This is a genomic window from Corynebacterium zhongnanshanii, assembly GCF_014490575.1.
GTDB lineage: Bacteria > Actinomycetota > Actinomycetes > Mycobacteriales > Mycobacteriaceae > Corynebacterium > Corynebacterium zhongnanshanii.
In genome coordinates, this window is record NZ_CP061033.1 from 120725 (window position 1) to 140351 (window position 19627).

Here is a 19627-nt window from a genome sequence, read left to right on the forward strand (position 1 = left end):
GAGTCTATAAACCCATTCTTATGAAAAGAAGAGTTAATGAGAGTTAGGCCGTTACTCATGAATAATTATCCTGCACGCCAGGGTCTCTACGACCCGCAGTTCGAGCATGACGCATGTGGTGTTGCTTTCGTTGCAGACATGCACGGTCGTAAATCCCGCGACATCGTGGAAAAAGGAATCCAGGCACTTGTCAACCTGGACCACCGTGGAGCAGCCGGTGCTGAAACCAACACCGGTGACGGTGCCGGAATCCTAATCCAGATCCCAGACCGCTTCTACCGCGAAGAAATGGCAGACCAAGGCGTAGAGCTCCCACCCGCCGGCCAATACGCCGCCGGTATTGCCTTCCTTCCCAACTCCCGCATGGCCGCACTGGACGCCCAGCGCGACATCGAGCACATCATCTCCGAAGAAGGCCTCACCTTCCTCGGTTGGCGCGAGATCAAAACTGACGACTCCTCCCTCGGCGCCATCGCCCGCGACGCCGAACCGATCTTCACCCAGCTCTTCCTCTCCGGAACTGACGCCAACGGCGAACCCCTCGAAGGCCTCGAACTGGACCGCCGGGCATGGTTCGTCCGCAAGCGCGCAGAGCGCGAACTCGGACTGAAGGGCCCAGGAGTAGGAACCGGCGCGGACACCGTCTACTTCCCCTCCCTGTCCTCCCGCACCGTGGTGTACAAGGGCATGCTCACCACGCCACAGCTGCGCGACTTCTACCTGGATCTCCAGGACGAGCGCGTGGAGTCCGCACTCGCCATCGTGCACTCCCGCTTCTCCACCAACACCTTCCCCTCCTGGCCACTGGCACACCCCTACCGCATGCTGGCCCACAACGGTGAAATCAACACCGTCCGCGGAAACGAAAACTGGATGCGCGCACGCGAATCCCAGATCCACTCCGAGATCCTGGGCGACATCAACCGCGTCCTGCCCATCTGTGACCCAGAGGGCTCGGACACCGGCCGCTTCGACGAAGCCCTGGAGCTGCTGCACCTCGGCGGTCGCAGTCTGCCACACGCCGTGCTGATGATGGTGCCGCAGGCTTGGGAGCGCGCAGAAAACCTCGACCCGGAGCTGCGTGCCTTCTACGAGTACCACTCCACCTTCATGGAAGCCTGGGACGGCCCAGCCGCCCTGGCCTTCACCGACGGCACCATCATCGGTTCCGTCCTGGACCGCAACGGCCTGCGCCCCGGACGCATCTGGATCACCAAAGACGGCCTGGTCGTCATGGCCTCCGAAGCCGGCGTGCTCAACATCAAGGACGAAGATGTTGTCAAGCGCACCCGCGTGGAACCCGGCAAGATGTTCCTGGTGGACACCTCCCGCGGCTGCATCGTGGACGATCAAGAAATCAAGAAGGAACTCGCCTCCCAGCCATACAAGGAATGGGTAGACACCCAACTGGTCCAGGCAGACAACCTCCCCGCCGGTGATGTCGAGCAGATGAACCACGAACGCGTGGTCCTGCGCCAGCGCGTCTTCGGCTACACCGAAGAAGACCTCGAAATCCTCATCCGCCCCATGGCCGCCACCGGCGCCGAGGGCATCGGATCCATGGGAACGGACACCCCCATCGCGGCCCTGTCCGACCGCCCACGCCTGCTCTTCGACTTCTTCGCACAGCGCTTCGCGCAGGTCACCAACCCACCACTGGACTCCATCCGCGAGAAGATGGTGACCTCCCTGTTCACACACCTGGGTGCGCAAGCAGACATTCTCAACCCAGGCCCAGAAGCCGCCCACCGCATCCACCTGGATACGCCGGTCCTTCTGAACGAGCAGTTGGCGTCGTTGAAAAAAATCGGTGAGACGGCCGAAGATTCCGCATTCCGCTCAATCACCATCCGCGGTCTCTACCCCGTTGCACACGGCGGACCCGGCCTGCGCCAAGCGATTGAACGCATCCGCCGCGAAGTCTCCGAGGCGATCAACAAGGGCATTTCCCTCATCATCCTGTCCGACCGCGAATCCGACGAGCGTTACGCACCGATCCCATCGCTGCTGCTGACCTCCGCGATCCACCAGCACCTGGTGAAGGAAAAGACCCGCACCCGCGCCTCCCTGATCATCGAAGCCGGCGACGCCCGCGAGGTCCACCACCTCGCCATGCTCACCACCTTCGGCGCCGACGCCCTGAACCCATACATGGCGCTGGAGACCGCAAAGGAACTCGCTGAGCAGGGACGACTGAACACCGGCGACGCCACCGTGGACGCCGCGACCGCCCAGAAGAACCTGGTGCACGCACTGTCCTACGGGCTTCAGAAGGTTATGTCCAAGATGGGTATCGCGACCGTGGCGTCCTACCGCGGCGCTCAGCTTGCCGACGTCACCGGCCTGCACCAGTGGCTGCTGGACGAGTACTTCACCGGCGCCTTCAGCCCGATCTCCGGCATCGGCCTGGATGCCATCGCCGAGGACGTGTCCACCCGCCACCGCGCGGCATTCCTGCCACGCCCCGAGGAGCAGGCGCACCGCGAGCTGCACATCGGCGGTGAATACAAGTGGCGCCGCGAAGGCGAATACCACCTGTTCAACCCAGAGACCGTCTTCAAGCTGCAGCACGCTACCCGCACGGGGCAGTACCGCATCTTCAAGGAGTACACCTCCAAGATCAACGACCAGTCCAAGCGCCTGGCTACGCTGCGCGGCCTGTTCGAGTTCACCTCCGACCGGCCATCGATCCCGATCGAGGAAGTAGAGCCCGTCGAATCCATCGTCAAGCGGTTCTCCACCGGCGCGATGTCCTACGGATCCATCTCCGCCGAGGCGCACGAAACGCTGGCCATCGCCATGAACCGCCTGAAGGGCATGTCCAACTCCGGTGAAGGTGGCGAAGACCCTGCGCGCTTCACCCCAGAAGCCAACGGCGACTGGAAGCGCTCCGCGATCAAGCAGGTGGCGTCCGGCCGCTTCGGTGTGACCAGCCACTACCTGAACAACTGCACCGACATCCAGATCAAGATGGCCCAGGGTGCTAAGCCCGGTGAGGGTGGCCAGCTGCCGCCGTCCAAGGTCTACCCATGGATCGCTGAAGTGCGTGTGACCACCCCAGGTGTGGGACTGATCTCACCACCACCGCACCACGACATCTACTCCATCGAGGACCTGGCGCAGCTGATCCACGACCTGAAGAACGCCAACCCAGACGCACGTATTCACGTGAAGCTGGTGGCAGAGCAGGGCGTGGGCACCGTCGCAGCAGGTGTGTCCAAGGCTCACGCAGACGTTGTGCTGATCTCCGGCCACGACGGCGGAACCGGTGCCTCGCCACTGACCTCCCTGAAGCACGCCGGTGGGCCATGGGAGCTGGGCCTGGCTGAGACTCAGCAGACCCTGCTGATGAACGGCCTGCGCGACCGCATCACCGTCCAGTGTGACGGCCAGCTGAAGACCGGCCGCGACGTAGTGGTTGCCGCGCTGCTCGGCGCTGAAGAGTTTGGATTCGCCACCGCACCGCTGGTGGTATCCGGCTGCATCATGATGCGCGTGTGCCACCTGGACACCTGCCCAGTAGGTGTGGCAACCCAGAACCCAGAGTTGCGCAAGCGCTACACAGGTCAGGCGGATCACGTGGTGAACTTCTTCACCTTCATCGCCGAAGAAGTCCGCGAATACCTTGCCGAGCTGGGCTTCCGCTCCATCGAAGAGGCCGTGGGCCACTCCGAGTGCCTCACTGGCGGAAGCATGGACGTGGAGCACAAGACCGCTGGCAAGCTGGACCTGCGCCCCATCTTCGCCCGCCCAGAATCCCCATTCATGTACCAGGATCTGCACCAATCCAAGAAGCAGAACCACAACCTGGAAGCGGCCCTGGACAACCAGATCCGCGCCGAGGCCAAGGAAACCATCGAACGCGCCGCCCGCGGCGAGAACGTTCAGATTTCCCTGGACTACCCGATCACCAACGTCAACCGCTCCGTGGGAACCATGACCGGCTCCATGATCTCCCGCGTGGCCGGCCGCGACGGACTACCGCTGAACACCGTGAACCTGAACTTCAACGGCTCGGCTGGTAACTCCTTCGGCGCCTTCACCACCGCGGGCATGACCCTCACCCTGAACGGTGACGCCAACGACTACGTCGGCAAGGGGCTGTCCGGCGGACGCATCGTGATCCGCCCAACGGATCGCGGAGAAGCCGCCCTGGAGGACACCCAGCACGACGTCATCGCAGGTAACGTGCTCGGATTCGGTGGCGTGACCGGTGAGATGTTCATCCGCGGCACCGTCGGCGAGCGCTTCTGTGTGCGCAACTCGGGCGTCACCGCCGTGGTCGAGGGAATCGGCAACCACGGATGTGAGTACATGACCGGTGGCCGCGTGATCGTACTCGGCTCCATCGGCAACAACTTCGCCGCAGGTATGTCCGGTGGCATTGCCTATCTGCTGGACGACGGCACCGACGTTGCCTCCCGCATCAACCCTGAGCTGGTGGAGATCGAAAAAATTACCGACGCCGACGAGCTCGCATGGCTCACCGAGACCATCGAAACTCACCGTAAGCTCACCGGCTCCACTGTTGAGGTAGAGCCACAGAACATGATCAAGGTCATGCCACGTGACTACGACCGTGTTCTGAAAACCATCGCCCGTGCCGAGGCCGCCGGCCTGGACAAGGACGGCATTGCAGCCGCAATCATGGAGGAAGTGAAGTAATGGCTGATCCAAAAGGCTTTCTAAAGCACACCCGCGAAGAAGCAGAACACCGCCCCGTGCCGCTGCGCCTGCTGGACTGGAACGAGATCTACGAAGATTTCTCGGACTCGAAGGTCCAAACCCAGGCAACCCGCTGTATGGACTGCGGCATCCCCTTCTGCCACGACGGCTGCCCACTCGGAAACATCATCCCGGAGTGGAACGACCTGGTGCGCAAGGGCGAGTGGAAGCAGGCCTACGACCGCCTGCACGCCACGAACAACTTCCCGGAGTTCACTGGCCGTCTGTGCCCCGCACCGTGTGAAGGCGCATGTGTACTGGGTATTGCCGACGATCCAGTGTCCATTAAGTCCGTGGAGCTGACCATTGTGGAGCACGCCTACGCCAACGGGTGGGTTCAGCCGGTCAAGCCCACCTTCAAGACCGGCCAGTCCGTCGCCGTGGTGGGCTCCGGACCTGCAGGAATGGCGGCAGCTCAGCAGCTGACCCGTGCAGGCCACGACGTGACCGTCTTCGAGCGCGCCGACCGCATCGGTGGCCTGATGCGCTACGGCGTGCCAGAGTTCAAGATGGAAAAGAAGTGGATCGACCGCCGCATCGAGCAGATGGAGGCCGAGGGCACGAAGTTCGTGGTAAACACCTCCCCAACCGGTGAGGATCTGAAGGACTTCGACGCGATCGTCATGGCCATCGGCTCCACCGTGGGTCGCGATCTTCCCGTCCCGGGCCGTGACCTGGAGGGCGTGTACCAGGCTATGGAGTACCTGCCACCCGCAAACCGCGTGGGCTACGGCGACATGGAGACTTCCACCATCGATGCCAAGGGCAAGCACGTGGTCATCATCGGCGGTGGAGACACCGGTACCGACTGCTTTGGTACCGCGCTGCGCCAGGGTGCCAAGTCCGTGCACCAGTTCGACATCATGCCGAAGCCACCAAAGTCCCGCGCGGCCTCCACTCCATGGCCGACCTACCCGCTGAAGATGCGCCTGGCAAGCGCGCACGAGGAAGGCGAGTACACCGTCACTGGTGACGAATCCGCCGACCTGGCAGAGAAGCTGGCCTTGGCTGAGCGTAAGCCAGGTGAGGCTTTGGGTGAGCGCCGCTGGCAGATGAACACCGTGGAGCTCATCGGCGAGGACGGCAAGGTTACCGGCTTGAAGGGTGCTCAGTGCCAGTTCGGCCCGAACGGCCTGGAGAACGTGGAGGGCACCGACTTCGAAATGGACGCGGACCTGGTGCTGCTGGCCATGGGCTTCGTGTCCGTGGAACGCAGCGCTGCCGTGGCTGACCTGGACCTTGAGGTGGATCAGCGCGGTCGCCTGGTGCGTGACGAGAACTTCCGGGCAACGCCGCAGGCCCCGGAGTTTGCGAAGAAGAAGGTGTTCGTGGCCGGCGATGCGGGTCGCGGACAGTCCCTGATCGTGTGGGGCATTTCCGAGGGACGTGCCACGGCGGCTGCTGTGGACCGGGCTTTGATGGGTGAGACGGCTCTGCCTCGTCCGATCAAGCCGACGGATGTCGCGATGCGCGCATAGCACCACCTTCTAAGCCTTACCTTCTAGGCTCTACCTTCTACCTGAGCCCGGGGACTCCTTACCCCCGGGCTTTTGTTTACCCAGGCTCCCACAAAATGTTCGCCCAAAACGCCAGATTTGACCCCAAATCTGGCGTTTTGAGCGAACATTTTGTCTAGACCGGTGCTGAGGCGCCCGCCGGCTCAGCGCCACACACCCTCCGGGTAGACTGGCCTGCATGCATATCCCCGAGATCTCCATCCGAGACCAAGAGATCAAACTCGGCCAGTTCGTGAAGCTCGCCAACCTGGTAGAGACCGGAGGCGTAGCCAAAGAAGTCATCGCCTCCGGAGCCGTGAACGTCAACGGCCAGACGGAAACCCGCCGAGGAAAAACACTCAGAGCTGGCGATGAAGTGACCCTCGTCGACCTCACCACCGGCGAAGTGTTGGTCGGGGCGCGGGTCGCGACGAACGAGAACCTCGGCGTCGATGATGATGACGACCTCGGCGAGTATTTCGACGAAGCCACTGCAGACGACGATTTCGACCCCGAAAAGTGGAGGAACATGTAATGCCAGCACTCATCGCGCAGCCCGGAATGCCCATCTGGGTGGACCTCGCCACCACGGACCTCGACGCCGCGAAAGCCTTCTACGCCGGCGTGCTGGGATGGGAGTTTCAGCAGGTCAGCCCCATGTACGCCCTGGCGAAGAAAGACGGCATGTCCGTCGCCGGCGTGGCCCAGGTGCCGAAGGACAACGTCTCCCTGTGGGGCATGATGCTCTACACCCCCAACGTCGCAGATGCCCACGCGAAAGCCCTCGAGGCCGGCGCCACCAGCGTGCTCGAGCCGCAGGACATCAAGGACGGCTCCTCCATGGCAATGATCGTCGACCCGTGCGGAGCGACCGTCGGGTTGAAGCGCCCAGCCGATGAGATCGCCCTGTTCGCCGCCGGCGAGCCGTCCACCCCTGTGTGGCACGAGCTGTTGGTCGGCGCCGAGTGGGACAAGACCCTGGAGTTCTACCACACCCTCGCGGGCTGGGATATTCGCGCGATGGGTGGCGGCAGCAACGGCGATGCAGGCGCTAGCGATAGCGATGCCGATGCCAGCTCTCGCTACGCCGTGGGCGAATACGACGGCGCCGCGCTCGTCGGGATGTGGGATACCTCCCGCATGCTGACCCCGGACACCCTCAATACCGACGCCACCAGCGCCGCGGGCGTCCCCGAGGCCACGGATGCTTCTACTGTGTCCATGTGGACGTTGTACATGGGCGTGGGAAACCTGAGTGAGGCGATCGGCAAAGCCCTGGAGCTCGGCGGCACGCTGGTGCGCGAACCATGGCTGTCCGAATTCGGACGGATGGCCACGATCCAGGACGCCCAAGGCGCGCTCCTCAACCTCTGCGAAGTGGAGGAGTACGTGCCGAGCGAGGACGAGGTGCACGAGCCAGACTTGTTCGCGCCGGAGGACTTCCGAGCGAACTAGCGCCGGCGCCGCGGTGCCGCGGCGCACTACCAGATCGTCACGCGCTGATCCTCATCCAGCCACATGCCGTCGCCAGGGGCCACATCGAAGGCCTCATAGAACTCGGCCACGTTCGAGCTGATCACATTGCACCGGAACTCCGCCGGGGAGTGCGGATCAATGGACGCGTATTGCGCGGCCATCTGCGGACGGATCGCGGTCTGCCAGATCCGCGCCCAGCGCAGGAACACCCGCTGCAGGGCAGTGAACTCCCCATCCATGCCCTCCACGGGGGCGCTGGGCGCTGTGTCGAAATCAAGCCCCTGGTCCGCCAGGTAGTGCCGCAGCGCCACGATCGCGATGCCCAGTCCTCCCAGGTCACCGATGTTTTCACCCAGTGTGAAGCGCCCATTGACCGTGTGGTCCTCAATGCCACGCTGACGCAGACCCGTCGGCACCAGCCCGTCGAACTGCTCCACCAACTTGTCCGTCAGCGCGCTGAACGCAGCGCGGTCCTCCTCCGTCCACCAGGAGTTCAGGTTGCCGTCGCCGTCAAACTTGGAACCCTGGTCATCGAAGCCATGCCCAATCTCGTGGCCAATGACAGCTCCAATGGCTCCAAAGTTCGCTGCTGCATCCGCGCCGGCGTCGAAAAATGGGGGACGGAGGATCGCGGCGGGGAAGGTAATGTCGTTTTTGACGGGATTATAGAAGGCGTTGACGGTCTGCGGGGTGCAGAACCACTCGTCGCGGCGGGCGGGCTTGCCGAGCTTCGCGACCTCGTAATCGTGGTTGAACGCGGTGGCCGCGCGCACGTTGGCCAGCACATCCGCGCCGGTGGGGGAGAAGGACAGACTGTCGAAGCTGCGCCACGAATCCGGATAGCCGATGTTCGCGGTGAACTTCTCCAACTTCGCCAGGGCCTTGTCCTTGGTGGCGTCCGTCATCCACGGCAGTTGCTCGATGCGCTCGCGGTACGCGGCGATAAGGTAATCCACCAGCTCCAGCATCTTTTCCTTATTCTCCGGTGGGAAGTGCTCGGCCACGAAGTGCGTGCCGACCTCTTCGCCGATCTGGCTTTCGACCAGGCCTACGCCGCGCTTCCAGCGGGCGCGCTGCTCGGTAGCTCCGGAGAGGGTTTTGCTGTAGAACTCCCAGTTGCGGTCCACGATGGGCTTCGGGAGCAGGCCGGCGCGGGAGGTGAGGACGCGCCAGGCGGCCCAGAGCTTCCATTCGCTGAGATCGCGGCTGGCGAGCGTGGCGACGTGCTCCAGGTAGCTGGGCTGGTTCACGATGATGGTGCCGTGGCTGGCGGGCACGCCGGTGGCTTCGAGCCAGGTGGCGAAGGGGAAGCCGGTGGGCAGGTCGGCGATGGCGGTGGGGTTGTAGGTTTTGTCGGCGTCGCGGCTGGTGACGTTGTCCCAGTGGCCTTCGGCGAGGGCGGTTTCGAAGCCGATGAGGGTGTCCGCGAGTTCGGCGGGGTCGCCGGCGAACTCGGGGAGTTCCTGGGCGAGCGCGATCATGTCCGTGACGAAGGCCTTGTAGGCTTGCCGGGTTTGTTCGTGTTGCTGCTCGCGGTAGTAGGCCTCGTCGGGGAGGCCGAGGCCGGTTTGCACCAGGTAGAGCTGCGTGAGGCCGCTGGCGCCGAGGCTGTCGCCGGAGTCCTTTTCGATGTAGTAGCCCACCACGCCGCCGATTCCCGCGCGGTCGAGGTGGCCCAGCGCTTCTGCTAATTCTTTAATATTCGACGCCGAGCGCACGCCTTTCAGGTCCTCTTCCAGAACTGTGAGGCCTGCGTTGTCGATGCCTTGGGCGTCCATGAAGGAGGAGTAAAGGGCTCCGATGCGGCCGTGGGGGTTGTCGGCTGCTTGCTGTTCGATGATGTTTTTTACGTCTTTTTCGGATTGGTCGCGCAGGGTGTGGAAGGTGCCGTCGACGGGGCGGTCGGCGGGGATGGTGTGGGTGGCGAGCCAGTGGCCGTTGACGTGGCGGTAGAGGTCTTGGGTGGGGGCTATGGGGTGGCTGGGGCCTTCGGTGATGTTGTCGGTGAGGGAGTTGGTTGGTTCTTGTGGAGTGTCTTGGGTTGGTTCTGGGGAGTTGGTTGCTTCTTGGGTTTCGTTAGACATGCTTGCCAGCCTATAGAAAACCTCTAGACAAGGTGTGCAGGACAGTGTCCGGACACTGTCCTACAAATTGTTCGCCCAAAACGCCAGATTTGGGCCCAAATCTGGCGTTTTCGTCGAACAATTTGCAGAGAGCACTGGGAGAAAAGTGCAAAAAGTTTACTCACGTTGCGCGTGTTTCACGTGTTAAAACTGTGACGGATGTGTAGTGTGTGGCTCATGTTCTCTATCTCTAAGCGCCGCACCAAGCGCACAACCCCAGCACGCATCACCGCAACCGCACTCGCGGGAACTGGCCTGACCGTCGCCGCCCTCGTCGCCACCGAAGTGGTAGCAGTCCCATCCTGGGCAGACCTCGACGGCGTGGACGTCGCCAGCCACCAGCACCCAGGTGGCGCCGCCATCGACTGGCAGCAGCTCGCCGCCCAAGGCCAGAAGTTCGCCTTCGTGAAGGCCACCGAAGGCACCGGCTACACCAACCCGTTCTTCACCACGGATAGCCAAAAGGCCCAGGAAGCCGGCATCATGCCTGGCAGCTACCACTACGCAAAGCCGGGCAACCGCGACCCTCGCGGCGAAGCCCGCTTCTACGCCACCACTCTGGCCACCGGCCCTCAGCCATCCCTGCCGCCAGCCCTGGACTTGGAGGAGACCGGCGGACTGAGCACCCCAGAGCTCCAGAGCTGGGTGCGCGAATGGGTCGATGAGATCAAGAAGCAGACCGGCCGCAAGCCGATCATCTACACCTACTACGCCTTCTGGAAGGGCCAGATGGGCAACACCACTGAGTTCAGTGAATACCCACTGTGGTTGGCCTACTACAACGACACCCCTCCAGGCGACATCCCCGGCGGATGGGATGAGATGACCTTCTGGCAGTACACCGGTCAGGGACGTCTGCCGGGCGTCGTGACTGATGTGGACCTCAACACCTACTACGGCGACGACGCATCCCTGAAGGCCCTGGCCTCTGACATGCCAGCCAACACCACCGCGGGCGCTATCTCCCAGGCCCTGAAGCCGATCAAGAAGGCGACGGGTAAGGAGGCGCAGGTGGCTAACACCATCGAGCACGTTACCGGTGTGGATGTGCCTCTGACCACGGACTTCATGATGCTGGTCTTGGGCGTGGTGGGCGGCCGCCTGCCAGCCGAGACCCTCCTGACCCAGGGCGCCGTGCAGACTCAGACCCAGGGCAAGAGCGGCACCAATGCGTCCGGTTCCTCTAACGGCGACACCATCACGATCCCCACCGCCGAAGGCGCACGCGGCTCCGTGGTGTCCAGCCAGCAGATTCTGAAGGCTGTCCAGGCCCTGGCTCATGCGCTGAATGAGACCAATGCGAACGGCAAGCAGATCCCTGTGGATCAGCTCCTGGCCCTGGCCAAGCAGGCCGGCATCAACCCGGGCGCTGGCAACAAGGTCAGCGACGTCAACATGGGCCAGCTGCTGAAGCTGCTGCAGCAGTACGGCGAGACGCAGGACTGGGCTGGCAAGCTGGCCTCGGACGAGGTGGACGCCGATCCGTTGGCCTACGTGAATCTGGCGAAGGCGCTGCTGGGCGCCACCCCGACGGAGGCTGGTCGCCAGGCCGCGGCGGGTCTGGATCTGCCGGCGCTGCTGCGTCCTATCGTGGCGGCCGCTGCGGAAAATGGCGATCTGCCGCCGGAGTTCGCTCAGCTGATGAACGCGGGTAGTGCCGTGTTCGGCGGTTCTAGCAGCGAGGCTCCGGACGCGAACGCCGAAGAAACCCCCGAAGCCCCTGCTGCTCCAGAGGCTGCGGAGGCCCCGGCTGCTCCGGAGAACGCCGATGCTTCGCAGGGTGCCGACGCCGCAGCGGAGTAGCCCCGCGGCGTAGCTACGCGAACTCACCCAGCCGCGTAGCGCCGCGAGGTGGCCTCGGAGGTAACGGCAGTTGGGCCCACAGAAAATGCCTTGAGGGAATCGCCAGATATGGCAGAGAACAGGTTCCCTCAAGGCATTTTTCTGTGCGCCCCGTCCCGCCGGACCGGCCTCAGCCACTCCGGCCGGCCGCGCCGGCCTACTTCTGCTTATACTTCATCGGCCCCGGGCTCCACAGTCCGGAGTGCGTGGTCTCGCCCAGTTTCAGCTCGGCCTGCTTCGCTGCCTCGCCGGTACTCCGCGAGTGCGTGGTCAGCTCGTCTAGAACTCCCCAGTCGCGCTGCCAGTCGTTGTTCAGGTACGTAGGCATCTCGTTGGCGGTGGCCGTCATCTGGGTCAATCCCACGGAGCCGCCTCCGTAGTAGTCCATCACGGGCGTGTGAATCTCGCGGGATTCGTGGCTTGGGGACACCCGGTAGTGGGGAACTTCCGCCACGCCAGCGTGGTGATCGTACGGCTTCAGGCATGGGAATTGGAAGGCCACGGACCAGTCCAGCAGGGTTGGTACATCGGAGCCGATGTGCTTCTGTATGCTCTCCAGCTCCGGCGCGCGCGGTGGCGTGAAGGCCACCCATTGGTCTTCGGTCAGGTTGGTGTCCACGGCGCGGATGCGGATCACTGTGGCGTCTTCGGGGATCTGGTCCATGGGGACGCGCATGTTGCGCCATTCGGGCTCGGTGCCGATGTCGAGCGGCTCCAGCTCGCCCATGGATAGGAAGCGATCTTGGGATTCGGACCGTCCGGGTTCGTCGCGTTGATCCTTGGATTTTTCGTCGCGGGCTTTCGTCTCGGCGAGCTCGGCGTCGGTTTTTTCACGTCCATATTCCACAACGACTTCCTGGCCGTATTGCTCGACCCCATTCATGTCGTGGTGGTAGATCGCACCGGCGGCGCTGAAGACAACCAGTGGGTGTTGCTCGTCGCGGGCGGGCAGGGTGAACCATTTTGTGGTGGCGTAGGACGGCTCTTGGATGCCGTCGGTGAAGGAGCCGATCACGGGTACTTTCTGCTCGTCGAGGCCGAAGGGCAGCTTGGCGTAGGAGCCGTTGATGCCCTTGTCGCTGGTCACGCCGCCTGTGGTGCCGGTGTCTTCCTTTTTTGTTGCATTCGACGCCGAGCTTGCGTCATCCCCGGACTTCGCCGAATCCTGGTGTGTTTGTCCGGAGGCATTGGCGGAGCTGGATGCGTTGCCGTTGGAATTATCGGACTGGCTGGTGTGGTTGGAGTTGCCCGCCTGGCTGTTTTTGTAGAGCTCTTGGGCGGAGACGGAGGTTTGGTCGGAGGAGTCGCTGGAGCCGGTGCCCGGGTCGATCTTGGTGGGGATGTTGTTCGGGTCGAATCCGGCGGACTTGCCTGCGATGAGGGAGTCCTTCAGCTCGGAGCCGTCGGCGACGGGCAGGAAGGATTCGTTGGTGTTCTTTTCGACCATGACGTCGTTGGCCATGAGGCAGGTGTTTCCGCTGAGGGCTTTGATGTTGCCCTTTCCGATGGAGTAGGCGGGCCATTGGGCCACGAAGCCCTTGCCGAGAGAGGCCAGGCTGAACAGGACAACCAGGGCAGTGAGGGCCGCGATCGGGGCGGTGGCCACGGTGCGGAAGCGCTGCAGTTTGCTGGATTCCTTGCGGTCGAGTTCCTCGATGTCGCGGGAGTCCGTGAGGCGAGCGTGCTTGGCGTCCGAGAGGAAGCCGACAACTACGCCCCAGACCAGAACGATGAGGGAGATGCCCAGCATGACGGTGGACGCTTCGATGTGGTTGACCTGGATGGACTTGTCCCACCAGGGTACTCCGAAGGAGCCGACGTACCACCAGCCGTTGCTGCCGGAGAGGCAGAGGGCGAACAGCATCAGGGCGGCTCCGAAGAATACGATGCGGTTGCGTTGGGAGCTGACGGTGATGCGGGAGGCCGCCACGGCGGCGAGTGCGGTGACTGCGGCGCCCAGTCCGGCGTACACACCGAAGTGGTGGGTCCACTTGGTGGGGGTGAACACCATGAAGAACATGGTGCCGAGGAAGATGAACGCCAGTCGGTTGGTGGGGCCTACGGCGGCGCCGGGTACGCGGCGGTAGCGCAGGAGGGATGCGATCACCACGCCGAAGCTGAAGAACAGCATGAGCACAGCGAAGCGGCGGGTGAAGGAGCCGTCGACGGTGCTGTCCAGGAGGCTGGTGTAGCGGATGTATTCCTCGTACCAGGGCAGGGATGGGCCGATGGCGCTACGGACGCGGGTTGCTTCCATGACGGAGGCGAAGGTCTGGTCTGCGAACATCCCGGCCAGGATGGCGGTGCCTGCGGCCAGGAAGGGGGCGATTTGGGCCATGATGGCGACGATCAGTTTTCCTCGTGGGGCGCCGGCGGGCGCGCCGAGCGCGGGGAGGCGCTTGATGAGGATACGGATCATTGCGCTGAGGGAGACCAGCAGCGCGGCCACGGCCATGAGGCCGGTGGGGCCGGCGCTGAGCGCCAGGGTGGCGAACATCGTTCCGATGGCGGCGGGGAACAGGCGGTGGCTGGCGATGGCTCGTTCGAAGCTGACCCATGCGAGCAGGGAGAACATGGCGATCACGGGCTCTGGGCGCGTGCCGTTGTTGTATACCATCCACAGGAGGAGGAAGGTGGAGGCCATGGTGATGTGGGCTACCTTGCGCTGGTTAATGCGGGTGCCCAGGCGCGGCAGGATTTCACGGGAGAGCACCAGCCAGACCACGATTCCTGCGATGAGGGATGGCAGGCGCATCACGATGGAGGTCTCGGAGAAGCGGGTGATCACACCCAGAAGGTCGTAGAAGGGGAATCCGAAGGGGGATTCAGACACACCGAACCAACGGTAGTAGTTGGCCATGTAGCCCGAGTGTTTGGAGGCTTGGGCCATGGTGCGCAGGTAGCCGTCGTCGGCGGTATTCGCGCCGATGAAGTACCAGATGAGGAGCACGCCACCCACCACTGCGTCGAGTGGGCGTGGCTTGAAGAAGCCTGGGGGCAGCAGGGCTGCGCGGCGGGAGGAGCGGATGCGGCCATCGAGGGTGTCGATGGAGTGGAGGGACCACAGGGCCACGATTAGGGAGACCAGTCCTGCCACGATGGCGAGAATCTTCACAGTCGTGGGGCTGGAGGTAAAGCGGGAGTCTACGGTGACGGTGGCTCGGAGGTCGCCGCTGGCGGAGGCCTGGTGGGTGGCGTCGGTATCTCGAATCTCGGAGTAGATACCTGTCAGCATGGGGCGGATATCGTCGTTGATGGTGGAGTCGAAGGGAGTGCCGTCGGATCGTTGTTCGTTGGGGATCCATACGTGCGTTGACTCGTGGTCGGAGGTGATGCGCAGGTTCGCAGCCTTCGGGAGCGCCGCGAGTTCTTCGTCGGTGATGGAGAGAGGCACCACGTTGCGCACGATGACGTCCACGCCGTTGTCGGTGGAGCGGACGAACATGCCTCGGAGGGATGCTTCCTCTGAGGTTTCAGGGACGGTGGACACAATGGTCGTCTGGCCGTCGTTGAGGTTGGTCAGCTGCTCCACCGGGATGGAGATGTCGATGTCCTGGGGCATGTAGGACATCAAGGGGGCGGTCAGGTTGGTGGGGTTGCCCTGTTCAGGCCAGGTGAAGCTGGCTTCGGTTTGTTTGACAGGGAGAAAAGGCACCAACAGGAAGAGTAGGAATCCCAGCAGGCCGCTGACGATGCTGACGGTGGTCAGCTTCTTGCGGTGCGCGTGGGAGGTTGGTGCTGTCCTGTCTGTGGGTGGGACAGGGGACTTCTCTCTATCTTTTACCTGTGACACGATTAGTTATCCTACGGCACTTCACGTCTTAAGAAAACTGAGAAAATCATTAACCGGCGTGTCATGAGTGAACTCCTGTGAAAATTGTGTTTAGGTTTTCGCCGCCTGACGGACCGCCAGTACGAACGGACCAACCTGCGTGAGGTCCCAGCCCTCAGTGAACGCCTGCGGCTTAAAGGTCACCGTCCGGAAGCGCACGTTCGGGTTGTTCGGGTAGATGTCATCGGCAATCTTGTAGCTGAAGCCGTCCTTGCCCACTCCCGTGGTGGTGGGGAATTGCCCCTCCTCTGGTTTGAGCTCCGCCAGCTGCTTCGCGCTCTCCTTGAGTTCCAGCTGGCCCCGCAGCACTAAGGCATCCGGTTGCTTGAAGCCGTGCTCCCTCTCGGCCGTGGCCATCGCGTCCTGCAGCTCCTGAGGATCGCTGATCGTGGTCCACTCCTCAATGTCCTGGGCGCGCTTGGAGTACTGTCCCAGCGGGTTCGCGTAGTGGGCCGTGAAGGCCTGGAAGCTGTTGTAGGGGTAGTAGGCCAAGAAGTTGGACTCATCCGTCAGAACTACCGAGCCCGCACGCTGGCCAAGCGCGTCGTGGAGCACGCGGTCAATGTACTGGTAGTAGGTGGTTGCGTCGGCAGGGAACTTGTCCCCGCGGTTGCCGTTGCCATCCGAGTCCGTGTACGCCAGATCAATCTTCTCCTCATTTTTCTCAGGAATGAGGGAGGTGTAGCTCACGCAGGCCAGCGCCAAGACGATCACCATCAGACGGGTAGCCAGCGTCGATTCACGCAGATTCCCCAACTCTGGATAGAACTTCTTCAGCCCGTTCAGCCGGAACTGTGCCACACCCAGAACGCCCGCTACGGTCAGCAACACCGCGATGGGGCCGCCCACGCGGAAGCCTAGAAGCGTGGATCCCGCCAGTGGCATCAGCATGGACATGACCACCCACAGGAAGCATGTGGCCAAGCCGATGGTGATGGCGCGCGTATCCTCGTCGCGGTAACGCCAGACCAGCCAGAACAGACCGATCAGGCTGGCGATAGCGATCGTGGGATCGTCGAAGAAGGGGGTGGGCAGTTCTGTGCCCGCTTCGGGGAGGTAGTGCTGTGCGGTGCCCGCGGGGTCGTGCGGGTCGCTCAGCAGGCGCAGGATGTACGGTCCCCATCCCACGGCTGCGATGGCCAGGGAGCTCACACCGATGATCACCAGCCGAACAATCGGGGCGAACGCCTTGCGGCTCCAGGCAGCGCCCAGGGCAATGATCACCACAGCCAGCGCAGAAATGGCGGTGAACAGCGTGTAGAGGTTTGCTGATAGGCCCAGGTAGGCAATCGTTGCAATGAGTGCCGCATTCCCGCCCGTGACCGCGCGCCGGGCGAGGATCAGCCCCGGCGCCATGCCCAGTGCCACCACGGCGGCGTACGGCTCCTCAGGCGCGACCACCAGCACCACGGCCGTGCTGGCCAGGGCGGTAGCGACGGCCACCACGAAGGATCCCAGAATCCGGTGCCACACCACGGCAACCATGGAGCCTGCCATGGCGATGGTGGCCAGTGCCCACGGTTGGAATACTGCCCAGCCGGACATGCCCACCAGATGCGCCAGGGCTCCGCCGCCGAAGAACCACAGCCCTGGGTAGAAGCTCGGGATGTCCACGTAGGCCATGTCCGCGTGGCTCAAGCTATCGGCCATGCGGGTCAGGTATTGCGTGCGGAACTCGTTGTCCACGCTGATGCCGTCTAGGTAGAGATGCGTGGCCGCCAGGGGAATGGCCGTGGATGTGATGACTAGCCCGGCGGGCGCGAGGTAGCCCAAGTACTGGAGGATGAAGGCCAGAGCCCGCGAGCGTTGGGCCTTCGCCGTTCCCTGCCCGTCCGTCGCTTCCGCTTGGGCATCTCCCGACCGACGCCGAGCCCCCGTCTGAATCCAGCGATAACAAATCCAAGCCGTCGCAACCGTGACGATCATGGACCCCGCGGTGGCCAGGGCGCGCAGCACCCAGCTGCTGTTGTAGGCCGGCCAGGAAATGGAGCGCAGCACGGCCCAGGCCATGAGAGTCACCACAGCTGCGGTGATGCCCACAGCGATGAGGCGCAGGAAGGTCTGCTTCAGGCTCAGGGGGTCCACGGCGTAGTCCGCGTGAGCATGAGTTTCTTCAGGCACGTCGCAGGAAGCAGTGCGGTCACGCACATCCACATCAGTCATGCCACATATTGTGACACACTGCCCCTACATCGCCATTGTTCTCACAGCCTCGCCGCAGTCCTGCCGCCGGCTTTCGGCAGCCTTCCCGCGGTTAGTCCAGTGGATTCTTAATCAAAATATTGCGGATGCCGGAGTGGAAACCATCGCGCAGCCCCACGCGCTGGTTCTCCGACAGCGTGTATTCGTGCAGCGTTTCGCACGCGAATTGCAACAGTGGGCGATCGATTTCAGGAGGTAGTCCGCCTCCGGTGAGCAGGTGGGCGTCGTCGATTTGGTGTTCCTCGGCGCCATGTTCCCACCACCAGACGGCATATTGTTCGCCGATGTCGAACGCGTTTTGGCTGCCCGCCGCGGCCCAGACTTCGCTGGGCAGGGGTACGTAGCGGCTGCGGAGCTTGCGGTGTCGCGCCATCATGCCAGGGTTCGGCCGGGTGCTGCCGGAGCTCTTTCCACTTGGCTCCACCTTCTTCGACGCCATGTCTGCCGGGCTCGGCGACGTCCCAGTGCTCCCCGAATTATTATCCGACGCCGGCCTCTCGTCCCTCGCGGCTTCCTCCCGACCTGGGGATTCCTGCTGGGTGGCCTGCTGCGCTGCGTTATTCTGCTCCGCAGTGCTCTCCTGCTCCGCAGTGCTGCTCGGCTCCGCTGCGCTCTCTTGCGTTGCAGCCTGCTGCTCCGTTGCACTCTCCTGCGTCGAACCCTGCTGCGCTGAAGCCTGCGAGGCCGCATCGGCACGCACCGGTGCCGTGCGGCTGGTATCCGCACCGTAATGCGTGGGCATAGGGATCGGGCTTGGTCCCGGCTCCTCCGGCTTCTCCGCGTCGCCCAACGGCTTTTCGATCACAGGGGGAGGAGTCTGCCCGTCGAACAGGCTGTCGTCGGGATTCTCGGTGGTAGCGGTGCGCGGTGCCGAGAAGGCAGTAGAGGAAGGCGACGACGAAGTTGAAGACTCAGCGGTGCTGTCGTCGCCATCAGTCGTGTCTTGATCGGCGAAGTTGTCCGCGATCAGCGCTTCGGCCTCGTCGGCTCCCTCCGGAATGACCGGCTCGTCGATAATCTCCAGGCGCATCGTGTCCCGGAAGTCCTCGCGAGGATCAAGGATGGTGACGGAGTCACAGGCGAATCGCAGCGCGCTGGACATGGAGTCCCAGCCGAATCCGTAGAGGTGCACGCGCACGCCATTGTTCGTGGCTTCCTCCACACCGGGAAGCATGTCGGCGTCGCCAGACAACAGGATCATGTCGCTGGTGGTGCCGCGCATCGAGTGCATCACCATGTCGGCAACCAGGCGGGTGTCCACTGCCTTTTGGGTGCGGCGATCTCCCCACTCGATCAGCTGGCCTGGTCGAAACTGAACGCCGGATTCGGCGCGCAGCGAGCGTTGATAACGATGGGGCCCGGCCTCGGGGACGCCGTCGTACCATAGCTGTCGGTGGACGGGCTGTTTGAGGTGCTCAGTGGCCATTCTCTTGAGGGTGCAGACTACCTCCGGTAAGTCGATCTCTAACTGGGAGCGGGCCCCTATATTCCAGGAGTTATAAAAGCTCGCAAGGAGATAGGAGGTATCGACGTAAATCTGAGTGCGTTCCAACATTGCTAGTCCTTTTGTCGTTCGGGTTAGTTCTTAAAAAATTCTTCCCTGTCCTCCCAGTGTGCCTTAAATCGTGGCCGGGTGGTATCGAGAGGCGCAGAACGAGGCTGACTAGGGAGCAGCCGGGCCCCTCGCGCGGCCCAGTGACTGCTCCGCCTTGTGTCAACCCACGTGAGATGCCTGTGTCGACTAATGCCTGCGCCGTCTGTTGGTTGCTCCGTTGGTTGTGTTTTTAGTGCTGTTTTTGGGGTGTTTGTGTGTTGTGTTTTTGGGGCTGTGAGCTGGGGATTTGTGTTGTGTGTGGGTTGTGTGTAGATTAGTTCAAGTCAGAGCGACCGACACCGGCTCCCAGACAGGCCACACAGAGTGATTGTGTGGG

The 19627-nt window shown here is 63.0% G+C and carries 9 protein-coding genes; 5 read left to right on the plus strand and 4 right to left on the minus strand.

Going from position 1 to position 19627, the window contains the following annotated elements:
• Positions 1 to 57 precede the first annotated feature (57 nt).
• The 4 genes from gltB to IAU67_RS00585 all read left to right on the plus strand — a co-directional run bounded on the left by gltB (position 58) and on the right by IAU67_RS00585 (position 7676).
• Entirely contained in the window at positions 58 to 4665 is a 4608-nt protein-coding gene (gene gltB / locus IAU67_RS00570) for a glutamate synthase large subunit (protein WP_151842726.1), read from the plus strand.
• Positions 4665 to 6203, plus strand: a complete 1539-nt coding sequence (locus IAU67_RS00575; RefSeq protein ID WP_151842725.1) for a glutamate synthase subunit beta — start codon at positions 4665 to 4667, stop codon at positions 6201 to 6203. The genes gltB and IAU67_RS00575 overlap by 1 nt, the downstream gene beginning before the upstream one ends.
• A gap of 217 nt (positions 6204 to 6420) precedes the next feature.
• Complete coding sequence (locus IAU67_RS00580; protein WP_151842724.1) at positions 6421 to 6756, plus strand: RNA-binding S4 domain-containing protein; 336 nt, start codon at positions 6421 to 6423, stop codon at positions 6754 to 6756.
• Positions 6756 to 7676, plus strand: a complete 921-nt coding sequence (locus tag IAU67_RS00585) for a VOC family protein (RefSeq protein WP_151842723.1) — start codon at positions 6756 to 6758, stop codon at positions 7674 to 7676. The genes IAU67_RS00580 and IAU67_RS00585 overlap by 1 nt, the downstream gene beginning before the upstream one ends.
• 26 nt (positions 7677 to 7702) lie before the next feature.
• Here the strand turns inward: IAU67_RS00585 and IAU67_RS00590 are convergent, their stop codons facing one another.
• On the minus strand, positions 7703 to 9781 hold the full coding sequence (locus IAU67_RS00590) for a M13 family metallopeptidase (protein WP_151842722.1): 2079 nt from the start codon (positions 9779 to 9781) through the stop codon (positions 7703 to 7705).
• A gap of 216 nt (positions 9782 to 9997) precedes the next feature.
• On the opposite strand from IAU67_RS00590, the gene IAU67_RS00595 reads away from it, so the two are divergent.
• The gene (locus IAU67_RS00595; protein WP_187767927.1) at positions 9998 to 11623 is read left to right on the plus strand and encodes a glycoside hydrolase family 25 protein; all 1626 of its coding nucleotides are present in this window, start codon (positions 9998 to 10000) and stop codon (positions 11621 to 11623) included.
• 196 nt (positions 11624 to 11819) lie between these two features.
• Here IAU67_RS00595 and IAU67_RS00600 read toward each other — a convergent pair whose 3' ends face one another.
• The 3 genes from IAU67_RS00600 to IAU67_RS00610 form a co-directional block, all read right to left on the minus strand.
• On the minus strand, positions 11820 to 15455 hold the full coding sequence (locus tag IAU67_RS00600) for an arabinosyltransferase domain-containing protein (RefSeq protein ID WP_151842721.1): 3636 nt from the start codon (positions 15453 to 15455) through the stop codon (positions 11820 to 11822).
• A 90-nt stretch (positions 15456 to 15545) separates the two neighbouring features.
• Positions 15546 to 17657 (minus strand): galactan 5-O-arabinofuranosyltransferase, encoded by a 2112-nt coding sequence (locus IAU67_RS00605; RefSeq protein ID WP_151842720.1) that lies wholly within the window; start codon positions 17655 to 17657, stop codon positions 15546 to 15548.
• A gap of 91 nt (positions 17658 to 17748) precedes the next feature.
• The gene (locus IAU67_RS00610) at positions 17749 to 19251 is read right to left on the minus strand and encodes an NYN domain-containing protein (protein ID WP_151842719.1); all 1503 of its coding nucleotides are present in this window, start codon (positions 19249 to 19251) and stop codon (positions 17749 to 17751) included.
• Positions 19252 to 19627 lie beyond the last annotated feature (376 nt).